The organism is Granulicatella sp. zg-84, from assembly GCF_010892375.1.
Taxonomy (GTDB): Bacteria; Bacillota; Bacilli; order Lactobacillales; family Aerococcaceae; genus WM01.
This window is the reverse complement of sequence record NZ_WNJX01000030.1, coordinates 1-19,951: the sequence shown is the minus strand read 5'-3', so window position 1 is coordinate 19,951 and position 19,951 is coordinate 1. Positions and strand designations below refer to the sequence as shown.

19 protein-coding genes and 1 other annotated feature are annotated in these 19,951 nt (G+C 33.1%); all 19 genes read right to left on the bottom strand.

The features are described 5' to 3' along the window. Window positions 1–431: 431 nt before the first annotated feature. Window positions 432–1,376: a carbamate kinase gene (arcC, locus tag GMA06_RS06985; protein WP_163562147.1), complete on the bottom strand. Its 945-nt coding sequence runs from the start codon at window positions 1,374–1,376 to the stop codon at window positions 432–434. A gap of 23 nt (window positions 1,377–1,399) precedes the next feature. Next, window positions 1,400–2,737 (bottom strand): dipeptidase, encoded by a 1,338-nt coding sequence (locus GMA06_RS06980; protein WP_163546572.1) that lies wholly within the window; start codon window positions 2,735–2,737, stop codon window positions 1,400–1,402. A 17-nt stretch (window positions 2,738–2,754) separates the two neighbouring features. After that, window positions 2,755–4,284, bottom strand: a complete 1,530-nt coding sequence (locus GMA06_RS06975; RefSeq protein WP_163546573.1) for a YfcC family protein — start codon at window positions 4,282–4,284, stop codon at window positions 2,755–2,757. Window positions 4,285–4,370: 86 nt separating this feature from the next. Further along, window positions 4,371–5,384, bottom strand: a complete 1,014-nt coding sequence (argF, locus tag GMA06_RS06970; protein WP_163562146.1) for an ornithine carbamoyltransferase — start codon at window positions 5,382–5,384, stop codon at window positions 4,371–4,373. Window positions 5,385–5,411: 27 nt separating this feature from the next. Next, entirely contained in the window at window positions 5,412–6,644 is a 1,233-nt protein-coding gene (arcA, locus tag GMA06_RS06965) for an arginine deiminase (RefSeq protein WP_163546575.1), read from the bottom strand. Between the two features lie 465 nt (window positions 6,645–7,109). Next, window positions 7,110–7,790, bottom strand: a complete 681-nt coding sequence (locus GMA06_RS06960) for a Crp/Fnr family transcriptional regulator (protein WP_163546576.1) — start codon at window positions 7,788–7,790, stop codon at window positions 7,110–7,112. A 34-nt stretch (window positions 7,791–7,824) separates the two neighbouring features. After that, complete coding sequence (locus GMA06_RS06955) at window positions 7,825–9,018, bottom strand: acetate kinase (RefSeq protein ID WP_163562145.1); 1,194 nt, start codon at window positions 9,016–9,018, stop codon at window positions 7,825–7,827. Window positions 9,019–9,083: 65 nt separating this feature from the next. Next, window positions 9,084–10,082, bottom strand: a complete 999-nt coding sequence (locus GMA06_RS06950) for a class I SAM-dependent methyltransferase (RefSeq protein WP_163562144.1) — start codon at window positions 10,080–10,082, stop codon at window positions 9,084–9,086. A 60-nt stretch (window positions 10,083–10,142) separates the two neighbouring features. Then, window positions 10,143–10,430: a 50S ribosomal protein L27 gene (gene rpmA, locus GMA06_RS06945; RefSeq protein WP_163546579.1), complete on the bottom strand. Its 288-nt coding sequence runs from the start codon at window positions 10,428–10,430 to the stop codon at window positions 10,143–10,145. Between the two features lie 30 nt (window positions 10,431–10,460). Further along, window positions 10,461–10,790: a ribosomal-processing cysteine protease Prp gene (locus GMA06_RS06940; RefSeq protein WP_163562143.1), complete on the bottom strand. Its 330-nt coding sequence runs from the start codon at window positions 10,788–10,790 to the stop codon at window positions 10,461–10,463. Between the two features lie 14 nt (window positions 10,791–10,804). Continuing rightward, a complete protein-coding gene (gene rplU / locus GMA06_RS06935; RefSeq protein ID WP_163546581.1) occupies window positions 10,805–11,113 on the bottom strand; it encodes a 50S ribosomal protein L21 in 309 nt (102 codons plus the stop codon). Between the two features lie 15 nt (window positions 11,114–11,128). Next, window positions 11,129–11,201, bottom strand: a sequence feature (ribosomal protein L21 leader region). Between the two features lie 72 nt (window positions 11,202–11,273). After that, a complete protein-coding gene (locus tag GMA06_RS06930) occupies window positions 11,274–11,774 on the bottom strand; it encodes an N-acetyltransferase (protein ID WP_163562142.1) in 501 nt (166 codons plus the stop codon). A 1-nt stretch (window position 11,775) separates the two neighbouring features. After that, the gene (locus tag GMA06_RS06925) at window positions 11,776–12,540 is read right to left on the bottom strand and encodes an inositol monophosphatase family protein (protein ID WP_163562141.1); all 765 of its coding nucleotides are present in this window, start codon (window positions 12,538–12,540) and stop codon (window positions 11,776–11,778) included. Between the two features lies 1 nt (window position 12,541). Next, on the bottom strand, window positions 12,542–12,817 hold the full coding sequence (locus tag GMA06_RS06920; protein WP_163546584.1) for a UPF0223 family protein: 276 nt from the start codon (window positions 12,815–12,817) through the stop codon (window positions 12,542–12,544). A gap of 281 nt (window positions 12,818–13,098) precedes the next feature. Beyond that, entirely contained in the window at window positions 13,099–13,890 is a 792-nt protein-coding gene (locus GMA06_RS06915; RefSeq protein ID WP_163562140.1) for a hypothetical protein, read from the bottom strand. Window positions 13,891–13,924: 34 nt separating this feature from the next. Next, the gene (locus tag GMA06_RS06910; protein WP_163562139.1) at window positions 13,925–14,647 is read right to left on the bottom strand and encodes a hypothetical protein; all 723 of its coding nucleotides are present in this window, start codon (window positions 14,645–14,647) and stop codon (window positions 13,925–13,927) included. Between the two features lie 12 nt (window positions 14,648–14,659). After that, entirely contained in the window at window positions 14,660–15,049 is a 390-nt protein-coding gene (locus GMA06_RS06905; protein ID WP_163562138.1) for a hypothetical protein, read from the bottom strand. Between the two features lie 136 nt (window positions 15,050–15,185). Then, entirely contained in the window at window positions 15,186–19,193 is a 4,008-nt protein-coding gene (locus GMA06_RS08630; protein ID WP_163562137.1) for a SpaA isopeptide-forming pilin-related protein, read from the bottom strand. A 215-nt stretch (window positions 19,194–19,408) separates the two neighbouring features. After that, on the bottom strand, window positions 19,409–19,951 hold a 543-nt coding region (locus GMA06_RS06895; protein WP_205426270.1), incomplete at its 5' end, for a transposase.

Below are 19,951 nucleotides of genomic sequence, written 5' to 3'. Positions count from 1 at the left end.
GTCAATAATTTTTTTGTATAATAATCCATGAGAAATACCTCCTTGTTTAATTGTGGTGATTTAATCATACAGGTATTTCTCTTTTTTTGTCCACTTTTATATACAAAATCGTGTTGGTGGATTATTCCCACCAACACGATTTATTATAGAGCCACAAAATCATGGGTATCGGTTTGCACAATATAGAGGAGTAGCCAAGATGCAGCAGTACACTTGGTTATCTTGTGCTGCCCAAAACATGAAAAAAATGGCAATTCTGCTCACGAGAGATAGCCATTTTTTACAATATAGTTCTTTATTTATCATTTTTAAATGCAAAATCCAACGTATTTTTCCAGTTTTGAAAAATACGTTGGATTTTTTAGATATATTGTCAACAGTCTGAATCTTGATAAAGACATCTGCGATGTCTTTATCAAGATTTTTGTATATTAGTCAGGAACAACTACCGTTCCACCTGTTCCAGATACGACTGCTTCAATATTTTCTAATGAAGAAATAACCGCTTTTCCTTTAGGGAAGCTTCTTACAAAAGACATTGTTGCTTCCACTTTAGGTAACATACTACCTGGAGCAAATTGATTTTGAGCAATATATTCTTCTAATTCGTTTAAGGTCACTTCTTCAAGTTTACGTTGATCTGGTTTATTAAAGTTCACGTATACATTATCTACACCTGTTAACACAATAAACAAATCTGCTTCAATATCTGCTGCTAAACGTTGGCTTGCAAAATCTTTATCAATAACAGCTTCTACACCTTCTAACTGACCATTTGCACGTTCCACAACTGGAATACCACCACCACCAACAGCAACAACAATTACATCATCTTTAACTAATTTTTTGATGACCTCAATTTCATGAATGCGTACAGGTTTTGGAGAAGCAACAACTTTACGGTATCCACGACCTGAATCTTCTTTATAAGTGTCGCCTGTTTCTTGTGCTGCAACTTTTGCTTCTTCTTCTGTTAAAAATGGTCCAATTGGTTTTGTTAAGTTTACAAATGCTTCATCTTTTTCATCTACGACAACTTGTGTCACAACAGATACAACTGGACGATTAATATTTTTTTCTTTTAAAATATTGCCCATTGCATTTTGTAACCAATATCCAATGCTACCTTCTGTCATCCCAACACATGTGTCTAATGGCAGTGCTGGATTTTTTTCAGAATGTGCAGCAGCTTGTTGTAACAATAAATTACCAACTTGTGGTCCATTTCCGTGTGTGATAACTAAACGATGACCTTCTTCAATCAATCTTACTAAATATTTAGATGTTTTTACTAGTGCTTCTTGTTGTGCTTTTGCCGATGCATCCGTTGATAAAATGGCATTGCCTCCTAAAGCAACTACAATTGTTTTACCCATATTATAATAGCCTCCTAATATCTTTATTCATGACACGCTAAACGATAAATAGCTTCAGCGTATATATCCATTGCGCGATAAATATCTGTTAATAATGTGCGCTCATTTTCTTGATGTTCTGTTTGAACAGTCGTTGGGAAAGAAGCTCCAAATGCCACACAATTTTTCATAGTACGTGCAAATGTTGCACCTCCAGATGATTTTGCTGGTGTCATATCACCTGTTTTTTCTTGGTAAACAGACATTAAAGTTTTGACTAATACACTGTCTAACGGTACATATAAAGCATTTAAGAAATCATATTGCTCATATATTAAATGATACATAGACGCTTTTTCTTTTAAACGTTCTACTAAAAAGTCAACATCGGCTAAAACTGGTATACGCATATCAATTCTGATTTCTGAATTTTTTGGTGTAATTGTTAAACCAGCAACATTAACTGTTAATGAACCACTTGGTTCATCTTTAATTTCTCCAAATAACTGACTTCCTGTGGCATCTTCTCCAATAGCTTCTGTTAAAAATGCCAGTGCATCATGAGAGATTTCATCATTCAATACTTTAGCTAAGCGAATAATCGCATTGATACCTTTTGGAGCATCTTTTGAATGTTTCGATACTCCAAGTACCGTAATACTTGTATCATCTTGACTATATTCATAGCCGTATGCATCAAGTTTTTCTTTGACACTTTGTAAATATATTCCACTATACAATGCTTTTGCAGGTACCACATTAAAAGCTTCTCCTAAGTGACAGTTAAAGTCTTGACTACCTTTTCCATGTAATTTCACTTGTAATAGACCTTTTTCAGCAAATGTTAACGGAAAAGATGAATCAGGAGCGAATCCCATTGTGGCACTCTCTTCTTTTTCGTTATATCTATTCAAGCAACGCCACAATGTTTCTTCATCTGTCCCAAAAATGAAACGTACACGTTTCGTAAACGTAACACCTGCATCAATAAGTGCTTTTAAAGCAAATAGAGCAGCCATAGAAGGTCCTTTATCATCTTGAACCCCTCGTCCATAAATCGTATCACCGTTGATAACTGCTTCAAATGGATTTGTCTGCCATTTACTTAGATCACCTGCAGGAACAACATCTAAGTGACATAAAACAGCTAAGCACTCTTGCCCTTGTCCGATTTCAGCGTAGCCATAATAACCTTTTGGATCTATATACGTGCGCATACCAAGTGATGCCGTAATGTCTAATGTTTTTTCTAAAACATCCTGAATAGCTTGCCCAAATGGTGTTTCATTTTCTCCTTCGTTTAAAACAGATGGATAACTTACGAGTGTTTTAATCGCATCAATACATGCTTTTTGATGTGTTTCTGTCACAAAGTTTTTCATGTTGTTTCTCCTTTATTTTAAATCATTGTTCCCAATATTAACAATAATATACTAACAACGACCACAATGACGATAAATTTACTTATAAATTTTATCCAAGTGCCTAAATCAATACGTCCTATTGCTAATGCTCCCATCACAATTCCAGATGTTGGTGCTAATAAGTTTAACACACCACTAGCAGATTGGAAAGCAGTGACCACTAATGAAGCAGGAACTTTGGCAAATTCGCCTAAAGGCGCCATGATACCTATAGTCGCTCCGGCTAATCCAGAAGATGACGGAATTAAAAATGACATTGGTAAATAGAAAATATATGTCAACACGATAAAGACTTGTGAAGAAAATCCACTTAAAAATCCTTCTGCTGAATGTAAAATTGTCGCAGAAATTTGACCGTCATTCATAATAATTTGAATACCACGAGCTACTGCACAAATCAAAGCAACACTTAATAAATCAGCTGCTCCATTCATAAAAGCTTTAATAAAGCGTTGTTCTCCCATACCAGATACAATACCGACTAGAACACCCATGAAAACAAACAACATCGTTACTTCTGGGAAATACCATTCACCTAATTCTAATGAATGTCCAAATATTTGCCCAACACCTGGGATATTTTGAATACCATTATTGATATCAACGAATAAATTGATACCGAATTTTGTCCATGGAATCAAACTTAGTATCATAATAATAAATGTCGCAACAAACACGCCCAATACATATTTTTGACGTTTTGTTAATGATTGTTGCTCTACTGATTCTCCAACTTTAAAGAATGCTAAATCATCTTCACGTTGTTTAAAGACATATGATTTTGTTGGATCTTTTTCAATTTTACTTGCATAACGATAAACGAATAGGATACCTAACGCTAATAAAACGAAGAAGAATATTAAACGTAACACAATACCATCAGCCACGCTAATATTGGCTGCATCAGAAGCAACACCTGTTGCAAATGGATTTACTGTTGAGGCCAAACACCCTATTTGTGACCCCACTAAAATAATTGCTACGGCTGTAATTGTATCAAATCCAACAGCTAACATAACTGGAATAAGTAGAGGATAAAACGCCATTGTTTCTTCCCCCATACCATAAGTTGTACCGCCTAAAGCAAATAAAAACATCAATATTGGAATAAGTAATTTTTCTCGTCCTTTGAATTTTTTAACAATTGAGGCAATCCCTACGTCTAATGCTCCTGTTTCTGTTACAACACCTAAAAAAGCACCAACCATAATAATAAAGAACGCTACTTTAATCGCTCCGTCTGTATGAATGGTATATTCTTTATCTGTTCCTTCGTTGACAACAGTATCTTTTCCTAGCATGGCATTTACTGGTGCCATTAGCACATCATAAGCACCTTGAGGTGTATTTTCTACTTTTTCGTATGTACCAGACATTACATTACCGTCGGCATCTGATTGATAACGACCTGCTGGAATAAACCATGTTAAAATAGCCATCAATGAAATAATAATCATTAAAACTGTATAAGAAGACGGCATTTTGAATCGTTTTTCTTTACTCATTTTATATCCCTCCCTAATCAAAAAATCGTTCTGGTTCTGATTTAAACTCAAAACCAGAACGATTTTGTTCCATTTACGATAAAAGATTAAACTTTATTCACAAATAAATTTCCTGCTGTTAATGCCATAATTGCTTTGATTGAGTGCATACGGTTTTCAGCTTGATCAAATTGACGAGCATATTTACTTCTAAATGCTTCATCTGTAATTTCCATTTCTTTTACACCAAATTCTTCAGCAATTTTTTTACCATATTCTGTTTCTGTATCATGGAATGCAGGTAAGCAATGTAAAATGATTAAATCTTCGTTATTTGCTTTACGTACTAAATCCATATTTACTTGATATGGTTGTAATAAAGCAACACGTTCTGCAAATTTATCTTCTTCACCCATAGATACCCATACGTCTGTGTATAATACATCAGCGCCTTTTACAGCTTCATCTGCATTATCCGTAATTAACACATGTGCTCCGCTTTCTGTTGCGTATTTTTGTGCTAATGTAACGATTTCTTGCTCAGGGAATAATTCTTTTGGTGAGAAAATATGTACATTCACACCTAAAAGAGCACCTGTTACCAATAAACTATTGGCAACATTGTTACGACCATCTCCACAATAAACTAATGTTAATCCTTCAAGTTTACCGAAGTTTTCTTTAACTGTTAAATAGTCGGCAATCATTTGTGTTGGATGCCATGCATCTGTTAAACCATTCCATACTGGAACACCTGCATATTTTGCTAAATCTTCCACTACTTCTTGACTAAAACCACGGAATTCAATACCGTCAAACATACGACCTAACACTTTAGCTGTATCTTCAACTGATTCTTTTTTCCCTAATTGAATATCATTTTTACCTAAATATTCAGGATGTGCACCTAAGTCAATGGCAGCTGTTGTAAAAGCAGCACGTGTACGTGTAGATGTTTTTTCAAATAATAGAGCAATATTTTTTCCTTCTAAAAATTTATGTGGTACACCACGTTTTTTCAAATCTTTAACGTGTGCAGAAAAATCAATTAAATACTCTAATTCAGCACGTGTAAAATCTTTCTCTTTTAAAAAACTTCTTCCTTGAAATACTTGTGTCATTATATACTACCTCTTTCTTCTATTATATTAAATATCTTCACGAACTAATGGCATAGACATGCAACGAGGGCCCCCACGACCACGAACTAATTCACTTCCACGAATACGTAATAAACGAATACCATATTCTTCTAATTTTTGGTTTGTCACTGTATTGCGATCATATACAACAACAACACCTGGAGCGATTGTTAATGTATTTGATCCGTCATTCCATTGTTCACGTCCTGCTGCTACAAAATTACCTGCACCACAACGAATCAATGTTACTTTTTCAACACCTAGATTAACTGCTAAAATATGTTCTAAAGAGTCATGCTCTTCAACAATATGTAATCCACCTTGTCCGTCAGGTGTTACAGAAAAGACACGTAAATCTCCTTCAATTTCTGGATGAATAGTAAATTTATCGTAATCAATCATTGTAAACACTGTGTCTAAATGCATGAATTTACGATTATTTGCAAATTCAAACGCTAAAACTTTTTTAAATCCTAAATTATTATCAAATACATTTTTCATCAATTTTTCAATAGATGCTGCATCTGTTCTTTGAGAAATACCTACAGCTAATACATCTTTTGATAAAACTAATTCATCGCCACCTTCGATACGTGTTGTTTCTTCACGATTGTAAACAAGTGGTACTTGTGCATCTTTATATTCTGGATGATATTTGAAAATATATTTTGCATATAATGTTTCACGATTACGTGTTTCTGAGTACATGTGATTTAAAGAAACCCCATGTCCCATTGTCGCAAATGGATCACGTGTAAAATATAAGTTTGGCATTGGATCAATCGCAAATGGATAATCAGATTCAACTAAATCTGTCAAACCTTTATCTTTAATTTCTGGTAATTCACTTTTTTGTACCCCTGCCATTGTTTTTTCCACTAAAGTTTTATTATCTTCAATATTCAATAATAATTCGCGAATTGCTTCTTTTGTTTTTGCCCCTCTAATATTTGCTTCATTTAAATATTCATCAATAAACTGTTCACGAATTTCTGGCGTTGTAAGTGATTGAGCTGCTAAATCTTCTAAATAAACAACTTCGACACCTTCTGAGCGAAGAACGTCAGCAAATGCATCATGTTCTTTTTGAGCATCTTCTAAAAATGGAATATCATCAAAAAGTAATCTTTCTAAATAGTCTGGCATCAAATTTTCCAATTCTTTACCTGGTCTATGTAACATAACTTTTTTTAATTTTCCAATCTCTGAATATACGTGAATTGGTCTTTCGTTTGTCATTGTTTTCTCCTCCTATTTGTTTAAATCTGTTCTGTGGTTCAACCATGCTCCACTTCACACTCATATCATAGCCTTTTTTTATAGCGCTTTCTCGAATAATTTCTCAAATAATTTGCCAAGAATTTCTCATTTTTTAATGGTTTTTCCGTTTTATTCAAGAGGTATACAAAAATATGAAAGTTTATACATTATCATTTCTTTACGGAATAAATATTTTTCAATATAAAATTTGACTTTTTACTTAAATATCATTTATTCCAAAAATAAAATTATGCAAGAAATTGTATAAAATATTCTTGTTTTGTCACTTTTGTGCATAAAAAATTTTTTGATAATAGTATTGATGAAGAAAAATATCGATGCCATTTGTGTAATGTTCATAATATCTTTCAAACAAAGTTCATCATTCACAATATATACTATCCATAATAAAAAGAAGTACCTTTCAGCACTTCTTTTTAACTACTAATATAAATTTTCTAAAAATACATTTCGATTCATATAAGTTAAACGCTTATGAGAGTAAGTAATAATATTTTTTCGCTTTAGGCGTTTCATGACTTGACTTACAGTTTCCCGTGTCGTTCCACTTAATTTTGCCAATTCTAAAATAGTAATTGGAAACGGTAGAACACTTTCTTCGCCGCACACATCAAATAATAAAACAGCCAATGATTGTATCACTCTATCTGTTGCACTAGAGTTAATCATATTACGCAAACGCAATTCATGCAGTCTTAAAATTTGTGATAGCTTGCTACATAAAAATGCCATTTGTTCTGTTGATTTTAAACTAAATGTTTCAAATAACTCTCGAGGAATATAAAAACATTCTAAATCCGTAATTGCAACTGCCGTATAGTGATACTCTTCATCTTGAAAAACTCCCCCATACGGAAACAAAGCTTCCGGTTTTACAAAATCTACATATAAATAGTTATCCGATGCATCATACTGTTCTATTCGTACGTAACCTGAATAAATTAGAAAAAACTTATCTCGTGTATCCCCAGTAAAAAATAAAATTTGATCTTTTGGAATACGACGATATTGAATAAATTTAGATAACTCATCAAACTGTTCTTGCCTAATATTTTTGAACGCTACATGTTCGCGAATAAACCTATACTGATCTTTCGTAATCATAGAAAATCCCCTCATTTATCTAAACTTATTTAAATTATTTTTTTAAACGTTCTACATCACGGGCAATTTCCACTTCTTCATCAGTTGGAATATTAAGTACTTTTACTTTCGCATTTGGTGTTGATACAACTTTTTCTTGTCCACGTAATGCATTTGCTTCTGGATCGATATCACAACCAAACCATGTTAATCCACCAATAACATCACGTCTTACTTCTGCTGAATTTTCTCCGATACCGGCTGTAAAGACAATAGCATCAACACCATTCATAGCTGCAATATAAGCCCCAATGTATTTTTGAATACGGTAAATAAACACTTCATATGTTGTTTTAGCATGTTCATTACCTTCTGCTGCTGCAGCTTCTACATCACGCATATCACTTGATACAGTTGATAAACCTAGTAAACCAGATTTTTTATTAGCTACATCAATAAATTCATTAACACTTGTCATACCTTCTTTTTCCATTAAGAATGGGATAAGAGATGCGTCAAAATCTCCTGCACGTGTTCCCATTGTAATACCCGCTAATGGTGTGAAGCCCATTGATGTATCAACAGATTTTCCACCGTCAACAGCTGTAATAGAACCGCCATTTCCTAAATGACATGTGATAATTTTTGTATCTTTAATATCTTTACCTAACATTGCTGCTGCACGTCTTGATACATAATTATGGCTTGTTCCATGTGCACCATAACGACGAGCACCATATTTTTCATAATATTCAATTGGCAAGCTATACAAGTACGCTTTTTTAGGCATTGATGTATGGAATGATGTATCAAATACCGCAACGCTTGTAATATGTGGTAATAATTTTTTGAAAGCACGAATGCCGGCAACTTCTGCTGGTTGGTGTAATGGTGCATATTCTGTTAAACTTTCAATTTGTTCAATGACTTTATCATCAATCAGAGCTGAATCTTTAAAGATTTCTCCACCAGCAACAACACGATGGCCAACTCCTGTAATTTCTTCATATTTTTCAACAATTTTTAATTCTAATAATGTATCTAATAACATTTGAACAGCTTGGTCGTGATTGTGAATATCTAAAACAAGTTTATGTTTTTCTCCATCTCCATAACTTACTGTAAATATTGAGTCTTTTAATCCAATTCTTTCTACTAAACCTTTTGCTAATACTGTTTCTTCAGGCATTTGAAATAATTGAAATTTCAAACTTGAACTACCTGCATTGATTGCAATTGTTTTTGACATGTTTTTTCTCCTTTATATCATTAAATTTTCTGAAATATTATACCACAAATTTGCAGATGTTTAAACTATTTTGCGAACGCTTCCGCCCATTCTCCAAATTTACTTAAAAAGTCTTGTACTTTCTCAATTTGTTTTAAAGGGGGAATTTCTCCGATAAGTACTTCATCTGCTTTTGTCGCTGTATCACCCATTTTTTGAACAAGTAAAATAGCTTTCCTAGCAGAAGATTGTTTAAACATGGTTGCTGGTAAAAGTAAAAAGCCTTGCATATAATAATCAGTCGTTAATAACTGTAACAAATGGTGGCCTTGTGGTGTTTCAAAAACATTACTTGGTACAATAAAAATTCCCCAACCATTCTCTTCTAATAATTGCATACCATGTTCAATCAACACATGGTGTGCATACGTATGTTCATTACTCACACTTACTTTAAACATTTTAGCAATATCATCATGTGGATAATAACCAATGGGTAAATCAGAGACAATCATATTTGGTTTATCTACCAATAAAGGTTGGACACTATCTTGATGCATAATTTTTGTATCATGTCCTTGAAGTTGCATAGACATAGCTAAAATACTCACTAATAACTCATCAACTTCAATAGCCGTTGATTCAATATGTTCATCTCCGAAATGATTTAATAAAGCACTTAATAAATTTCCTGTCCCAGCTGTAATATCCAATAATCGTATCGGCTTTTTGCTTAATGTATTCATAAAATACCCAATCAAAAATGCAATACTATCCGGTGTTATTTGATGATTTGATTGAATATTATCCTTTTGAATAGCTTGTAATAAAGCAAGTTGAATGGCTTTTCTTTTTTCTTCTTTTGTATATGCATTTAAATCAATCAATTGATATAACTGATTTAATGTTTGAATCGTTTCTTGACTTGGCAATCCATCTACTTGTTGAGCTTTTTGTTCAAACACTAAATTTTGTAATGTTTCAGCTAGCCCTTCTAAATAAGCTGTTTCTAAATCTGAAGATAATAATTGTGCAGATTGATTGAGAACATCATATAGTGATAATACATGATCTTTATCCGTCATGATTAACACATCCTTCCTTAAAAAAAGGCTGAAACGTTACCGCTTCAACCTCTAATTTCATTATTTAGCAGCTACTGGATAAACAGAAACTTGCTTTTTGTCACGTCCTAAACGCTCAAAACGTACGATACCTTCTACTTTTGCAAATAGTGTATCATCTCCACCACGGCCTACATTTAAACCTGGATGAATTTTTGTACCACGTTGACGATATAAAATTGCTCCACCTAATACGTGTTGACCGTCTGCACGTTTAGCACCTAAACGTTTCGCTTGTGAGTCACGTCCGTTAGAAGTAGAACCTCCACCTTTTTTGTGGGCGAATAATTGTAAATTCATTTTCAACATTTGGTTGCACCTCCTCGTTGGTTTCTTTCATCATTGAAATTGAACAAAATCAGGATATTCTTTACTAATCTCGCAAAGTCCTAAATAGAGATTTTCTAATAAAATTTGCGTAATATAGTGTTGGTCGTTTGTTAAATCATCCAAAACTTCAACATACATATATCCACCAAATTCTTCTTCTATATCAATAATCGGCTGATATTTAGCAATGTGTTCAATGCTATTGCACGTTGTAATAGCTAAGGCTGATACGGCCGCACAGACAATGTCTTCTCCATGTTCGGCAAATTGTGCATGCCCCGTTATTTCAAACGATACCCATTTGTTTTTTTCGTTCTTTTTAAAGATAATCTGAATCATCTTGTCACCTGTTATTATGCGTTAATTGCATTGATAACAACTTTTGTATATGGTTGACGGTGACCTTGTTTACGGTGTGTATCTTTTCTACGTTTGTATTTAAACGTTACAACTTTCTTTTGACGTCCTTGTTTTTCAACAGTTCCTTCAACAGTTGCTCCTGACACGAATGGAGCACCAACTTTAACTGTTTCTCCACCTACGAAAACAACTTCATCAAAGACAACTTTTTCGCCAGCTTCTACGTTTAATTTTTCAACGTAAATTGCTTGACCTACTTCAACTTTGACTTGTTTACCACCTGTTTTGATAATTGCGTACATATTTGCACCTCCTTATTGTTCACTTAGACTCGCCAATGTACGTGCCTTTCGGTCTTTATAACGCTACATCGTGCGGTTGTAGCTGGTGTGCATACAACAGTGTCATTCTAACAAATTATGATGAGAAAAGCAAGAAAAACATTTGAGTATTTCTGTGTTACTAATTATGTTTTTTGTCAATTACTTTTTGATAGGCTAATCGAGGTGTTTGATCATCAACAAAAATAATCCCACATTTTACATACGCTCTTTTTTCTAATAAATGTTGCATAATACGGTTATCTTCATGCGTATCAATACGAATATTATCAATTTGTGTTTCACAGTAATCTAAAATGTCGTTCAATACACCTTTTCGTTGTCCACTACTGGCAACACGGTGAATAACACCATAAGGCCCATCATTCAACCAGTTTCCATGATAAATAGCTCGATAGTATATATCTGGTTCAATCATAAAAGCAAATACTCCACAAATCACATCTTTTTCAACAAGCAAAAAACATCTTTTTTGTCGAATGTCTTCTTTTATTGCATCAATCGATGGGCGATTATCTTTCCATTGATTTGGATTACCCGATTTTTTCATTTGTTCTCTTGCATAGGCATAGATGTTTAAAATTTGTGGTAATTGTTCCACTTTAGCGTGTACGATTTTCATATCAACATCCTTTTACCATATTTATTAGTTCTTGATGTATCGTACCTGACGATGCAATAATTGGTGTTTTTTGTAGTATATTCAAATCTGTTCCTGCTGGCTGTGTGCATTTACCGCCAAGTTCTTTAATCATCATAGCACCTGCTGCAAAATCCCAAGAAGGTAAAGCACATGATATATATGCTCCATATTTCCCTGTTATCACGCGGATAAATGATTGGGACGAACAGCCTATCACACGTACTGATAACGCCTTTTTCATTATCTCTTGATAAACAGGTATATCTAACGCACTTGAGGATATGCTAATCACGGTATCTTTTAATAATCCACAATCTAAGGGTTGTAATTTTTCTTCATTACAGTACACACCTTGCCCTGCTATCATGTGATACAAATGACTTTTAGCAACATCATATATGTATGCCAACGTTCCTTGTCCATTGATGTATAAAGAAACCGTAATGCCATAATTTTCTTTTTCTTTCACATAATTTAATGTACCATCAATGGGGTCAATAATCCACACATATCCATTCATGGACGTAATATGTGTATCATCTTCTTCTCCTAAAATATGATGCGTTGGATAATGTTTATAAATATACGCTATAAAAGATTCTTGAATGGCTTTATCTATATTTGTGACTAAATCTGATGCCGATGTTTTTGTATCAACAGTAAGTCCGTCCTCTAAACCCTTTTTCGCCATTTCACCAGCTTGTTTTATCCACGCCTTTATTTCTTGGTGTAATTGCTCTATCATTTCATTTCTCCATATATATCTTTTTAGGTGTTTCTTGTGCTTTCTTCCATACTTTATATAATGAATAGCCTGATCGTTTTTCAAAAGTGTTACCTAGTTGCTTTTCCTCACTTTTAGAAGGGACAACTTGTTTAAATGCTTGATACGCTTTTAAGAATACCTGTGTATCAACACCTTTTTCGTACGCTGATTCCACCGCATTAAACAATGTGATGACCGTTGTCATTTCCTGTTGCGTCCATGTGTAGTCTATTGGATACTCATATTGTTGTGTCATATCATTCTTCCTTCATCATATTTATGTTTACTAGTTTTCATATTTATTATAGCATAAATAACCAAAATAAGAGAGAGTAAACCCATTATAAAGAAGAAAGCATTTACCTGCTTACCATAGTGAAACAAACCATTCATACGAGAAATAGCAGCTACTGTTTTGAATAAACATTCACGATGTGATATTCAGTTTAGAGATACCCTGATTCATCTTTACCCCCTACTAAAAATACCACAAGATAATATTTAATCATCTTGTGGCACACTATATTTAAATCATCTCTAATCATGATGATATGTATTGTATACTTCCTCCACAGGTAATTTTTCAATGTGATATACTTTGAACAACTGTGGTATAAATAATAAAACCAAATATAACAATAAAGAAACTCCCATATATACGGAGTATTTTATATCTCCTATATGACCGAAATAATAATCAAACAGAACTTTGAATATACTTAAAATGATTACTATCCTTCCATAAAACGTATTATCAGACGTAATGATTAGTTTGTCGTACGCATTCACCAATACTTTTTTAGAATATCCATGCCAACTTGTTACTTGCAATGTTTGTGTGGGGACTATTACAAGTAGGGGTTTATCTCCTTTGTAAGATAATTTGTCGCCATTATCTAGAGTCAATGTATAGTTAACTGTTGGTGATTCTTTGAATATAAGTACATTTTCTTCAGTCGTTTGCACATGTTGGATTGGTGTCATAATATACATCATCTGTCTAAAGAAAAACCAAATTCCCAAAATGCCTAATATGACAAACCAATTTGCTCTTAAATCTCGAATCTGGATACCCGCAGCAACAAGAAAATAACACGCCACTGTATATTTTTGTGAAATAAAAAGTGTATCTGTTTGGTCTAAAGGAGTAGCTGTCGAGCGACCAAATAGCGTCTTAACATAAATCTCTTTTGCGTCTGTTTCAATCGTTTTAGAACATTCATGTGGTGCTATTGTTGCAATTTTAGTATCTGTTTGATTATCATAAATATGGCATGATATATGATTTAATTCAAATACTTTTTGTTTTATAACGGTAATTGTACTCATTTATATACCTCCTTTTTACTTTTTAAAAAATTTTTTATTTCACTTTAGATAGTTTAAACCCATATAAAAAGGCGAGTGGCAATGATAATAAAAAGCCAATAAAAAATAATGGATTGATATATGATAAGAATATAAATGTAAGTGGTACATAAGATAATGCTGAGCGTTGTAAAATAAACACGTCTCCTTTTATTGCCTGAACAGCTCTACAACGAGAAAGAATATGTCGAATATGTATTACGACACTTTCCATGTCAGATATATAAAATACATTATGATTGGCTAGTAAAACACCAATTTTTTCTTTATTACCATATATATTAAAAGTTGTATAAGGGTTAGATGTTGAAATTAAAATAGAGTCTTTTTCTTCAGTTTTGTAAGTATTACCTGCATAAGTTAATTCATAATTTTCAAAATAATTTATGACTAATATAAATAACATAAACAGGATACCATATCCTTTGGAGAATTTTTTTGAAATCACATAAATAGCATAAATAGCAGCAAATAATACAAACAATAATCTATTCTGATATGATAAAAAGAGTATATCTCCATTTTCAATAGAACATTTTCTTCCTCTTCCTAATATCGATGCAACATAAACACTATTTGCATTTGTTTCCAACACCACTTCTGTTTGACGTTTATGAATGGTCGCAATTTTTTTCTTTGTTTCACTGTCATAAACATGACAAGATAGTGCTCTTAACCAAAAACTCATATCATCTTTTTTAATAATCACTTTGTTCATCGTTTCTTCCTCTTAATCTATTCTTTTTAATAAATAATAATGACAGTATATAAACAAGATAGTGAATAACATCACTAAAAAAGCAATACCATAAATCCACCATTCTTTTATAAATAACTGCACGGACAAGAGTAATAGTCCTTCAAACAATCCATACATAGTATACATCTTCATTACTGTTGAGAAATGTAAATGCATATCCTGTTCAACTTGGATACGATTACTCCGTCCATAAAAAGAGCGAATACTAATTATCTCTACATCGTCCTCTAATGCAATCTCTTGTTCATCTTTTAAGCTTTTCAAACACTCAATACGTTGCTTTTTATTTTCATCATAGATACTATAAAAATAACTTTCTTTAGGTATCGTTTTATCGACTGTTAATTTAATATTTTTCATCATTACACACCTTTTTCCTTATCATGATTATACTACTAAAAAACAGCTTTTTAAAGCGTTCTCCAAGAAATCATACTTTAGTTGTATCTCCTATCAAAAATTGTGCTGATGAAAAAAACTCATCAGCACAATTTTACTATTTTCTCTGTTTATGATATAACCAAAAACAGCTCATCATTAAACTAATGCCTACTAATAAGAATACTTCTGTTCCAATAAAGCTACCTGTTTTTGGAAATTCGCCAACTTTAACATTTTTGATACGAATATTCACAATATTTTCCTGTTCGTTCTTATCAATAAGGACAATATCTTTATATTTTTCAGATACAATAATATTTCCCGTTTCAGAAAGTGTTATTGGAATTGCTTCAGATAATATTTGATACTCATTTGGTGCAATTTCTTCATGAATATAGTAAGTTCCCTTACCAAATCCCCTATTTTGATTATCAAATTCAAATTCTCCAGTTGTCAGCGTAGCAATTTGTCCATTATAAACACTAGCTTGTTTATCCGCACTTTGTTTTATTGAAAAACGTGCATTTGGTAATAAAGCATTCGTCGCCGCATCTATTTTTATCAATTTTATGTGATATGTTTGTTCATCATTTTTATCAATAATCGTCAATCCTTGCGTATCACTTTGATTTTCAAAAACGTGACTATCCGATTTTTTTAGATGTGCCGTACCGTCCTCTGCAATTAGTACAGGGTATTTTTTATCGTTTAACTGATAACCAACTGGAGCAATGACTTCTTGAAGATAATACATACCTGGTTTTAATGAATGAAATTGCACATGTCCTTGTTCATCGGTCGTTTTATCAATACCAATTTGTGTAATTTGATCCTCCTTATACAATCTAAATGTTGCCCCTTGCAATAATTGATGTTCATTTTGTGTATTTTTCTTTATAACATCAAAATGATAAAGCTGTTTACTATTTTTTATATGTAATTCAAGATTTAATTGATGATTGGTTAAATTAGCATATACAGCATTATGTTCACTTGTTTGTTGAATTGTCCCATCAGTTTGTACCGTAAAAGTAATTGGTTTAGATAATAGAATGTAGCCAGTAGGTTGTGTCACCTCAGTTAATGTATATTCTCCAGGAGATAAATGTGTAAATACCATAGTGCTTGCCGAGGACATCTCCCCTTGTCTAACACGATATGTCCCTGTTTGATTGGCTAATTCAAAAACAGCACCAGATAAAAGTTGATTGGTTAAACTATCTTTTTTGACAACTGTCAATGTTGTGTCTTTAGAATTTGGAGAACGTCTATTGATAATTTCTTGAAGATGTTCACTTGTATAAGTATGCCCATCAACAGTCGTATTTCCTTGATCATCAACCATTAATGCATGTTCTGTATCATCTCTTTCAAATCCATTTGGTGCTTTTATTTCTTTAAAAAAATAGGGAATATTTGGATATAAATTGTCAAAAGTCACCAATCCATTTGTTTTATCTGACGTATATGTTCCTAATGTGTTTTTTCTTTTTTCTCCAGAGGGTAATATTTCTTCGTCATATAAAAGAAATGTAGCCGTCTTATTTATCATCGGTTGTGTATATCCGTCTATTTCTTCAACTTTTTTAAACGAATAAGAAAAGACATTTGGATAAAAAATATGTCCCTCTTTATCTACAGGTTTTGACGCAGCAATAATTTTATAGGGTTCCGTTGTTCCTGAACGGAAGGAGGCATACGCCGAATTTAAATACATATTGTATTGAGGATTTGGCATTTTTCTTGTTTTAACACGTGCTACAACAGCTTTTGTCCCTAAATTTTTCTTTATAAAAAATGCGATTTGATAATTATTTTTTATCGTTTGTACATGACCGTTATCATCATAAAAACTTGTGACTGTTAAATCTTGGTTCCCTTTACCTAATAAATCCCTCTTAGCAGCAGGACCAAATTCAATTTCTAATTCCGGTGTATCAGGTTCTCGATTAGGAAATAATGCTTTTTTTGTACTTCCCACATAGCCACCTGGTGCAGAATCTGCTATAAAGACTTGTACATCTTTTTCTAAACTAGACGCATCATTTCCATGGTATAGAGGAATGTCTTTATTTAACACCTCCCAAAAACGACGTTGGTTTTGTCTATGTAGATTTGAATCTCTATTCCAACCAGCCGAATTAAACACAAGTTCCCAAACAATATAATCGGCTCCCTCTTCAACAATACCTTTTCCAATTTGAGGAGAAACATTGGCTGATACTGTATCATCATAGTGAACAAGCGTTCTATTTTTTAGTTGAGAATGGCAGGACGTTGAAGAAAAAGTATTTGTCGTTTCAAATACTAATGGACCTTCCCATTTATTCGCATTCCCTTGACGTAAATCCCCTGTTGTTGTCGGTTGAATACCACCAAAGTAATACTCTCTATCTTGTTTCGGTTTTCCCCCATTCACAGAAGAAATATTTTCTTTATTTTCATGAGCTCCTTGTAATTCAAAATAACCCAAATAATCGACAGGAGAAACACCATTTTCTGTGACAACGAATTTAAACTCTCTATCCGCTACATGATAAATTTCAATGGCTCCTTTTTTGTCACCAATATCTAGTCGTTCATACACTTTAGATGCATCAGGTGTATGCCCAAAAAAGATAGTTTCTGGTAAAGTCACGGAAAACGAATCTCCCGCATGAACATGTGCAGGTACTTTAAAATCAAACCTCAAATTTCCACCCCAACCAGTCCAAGTTTTTGATGTAAACCAGTCGATTTCTAAGTCGTGTACTTTCGTCACACCATACATATTGCATGCTGTTTCTGTTATATTCGGAGTTTCTTGAATCTCTTCTTTATTGGCAAAATAATAGTGCAATGTATTATTTTCAACACCATAATAAGAAAGATAATACCCATCAGGTACATTTTCATTCACCTTATAAAGATGCCGATGACGTCTACCTGATGTATCTACATCAAATTTATCAATATTTTCTAAAACATATTCCGCTTCAGAGGGAGGTAAGATTACATGTTCAAAAAGATTATTATTTTTAAGAATGTCATAACTCGTTTCAACGGGTCTAGATTCATTTTCCCAAATTTTACGAATAGATAAATCTGTTTTTAAAGATTCCAAACTTGCATTTGGTATACAATGCTCTTCTTTTTCATTTGTAATATGTGTTATCACTTCTGTTTGAACAATCCAACCACTCGGTATGTCCGATACCGTAAAATTCGTCGTCGTTTCTTCTTCAACTCTATCTAAAACGTATGCATGTGCATCATGACTAGGTTTATAATAATAAACTTTCATACTAACCGGTTCTTGCGAGTGATCAGGCGTCATATTAAATGTTGTCGTAACCGGTACAGATTCTGTATTAAAATAAGAAGATGTCCATCGAACAGACGTTTCTGACAGATACTCTCCTCCTAATAACTGTTTATTTTCTAATAATGAGTGTGATACAGGAGCATCTTGTCTAAGCGTTAATAAGTCTTTATCATCACCAGATAAAAAAACTCTAGAAGAGGCAGGTAAGTCAAACTGTTTATCTTGTTCTAACACTATTTTTTGACCATTATAAGTTACTTCTACACCCTTTTTCACAAGTACTGATAAATTCGTATAAAAATCAAGAGCATAGTTATCACGTATATCTAAGACTGGCGTTTCAATAATATATGTATAATTACCATTGTTAACATCCGTTGTGACTTCTTCTGTTGAATTTAATAAATCAGATGTTGTCGTATGTATAACCGTATCAGTAATATCCACACCATCTTTTTGAATAGAGGTAATAACAGGTTGCCCCAATCCTGAATCTTTTGTTGTCGTAAAATAAGTTTCTAATTTTTGGACTTGCGTCACTTGTTTTATACCCGTTAAGTGCGTTTTATACTCCCAAATAATACGAAATGTCCCATCTTCATGCCTTACAATTTCTTTTTTGATAAGTTCTGAACGTTGTTCAAGATTTTCCAGTTTTATTGGAAATGCAAACTTACCAAAATCAAAAAATCGTGTCGGTATACTTCCCCACCAATTTGTGTTATCAGAGTGCGCTACATTCACTGAATAGGCCATACTTCCAAACAACTGTGCTAAACTCCACATGATTAGAACCATTCGCTTTATTCGTTTTTTCACGTCTGAATCTCCTTTTGGCTATTGATTTTACACCCATAATCCCCCTGTATAAAAATCAATTTTTAAATATAGTATCCATTATCACTTGAGAGATGCTCTTTGTCAACTCCCCCAATGATTTCTACTTTTTCCCCTTATACAAAACATCATTATATTTATACATAAAAAATATGGTTTTTAAATAAAAAAGGCAGTAAATAGCAAACGCTATTTACTCAGACTGTTGACAATAGCGATAAAAAATCCAACGTATTTTTCCAGTTTTGAAAAATACGTTGGATTTTGCATTTAAAAATGATAAATAAAGAACTATATTGTAAAAAATGGCTATCTCTCGTGAGCAGAATTGCCATTTTTTTCATATTTTGGGCAGCACAAGATAACCAAGTGTACTGTTGCATCTTGGCTACTCCTCTATATTGTGCAAACCGATACCCATGATTTTGTTTAGAGTCTGCAAAGCTACGCTCAATCGTTTCTTTCCGTCGTTTATATAGTGCTTTCCCAAACGTAGATAATCGACGTTCACGACATCTATCATATACATCAGCATCTATCGCTCGACGTAGTATCCGTTTATTACTGTTATCGCTTATACGATACTGCTTATATCCTTGTCTATCAATGTTTCTGTAGGTATAAATTTCTCCCGTACGTGTATCCGTAAAACAATCTCTAGATGAATCATAGCGAAAAAACTTATGGTCAGGATTGCGATGAAAACGTCTATACCCAATCACAGAAAATATCTTTTTCTC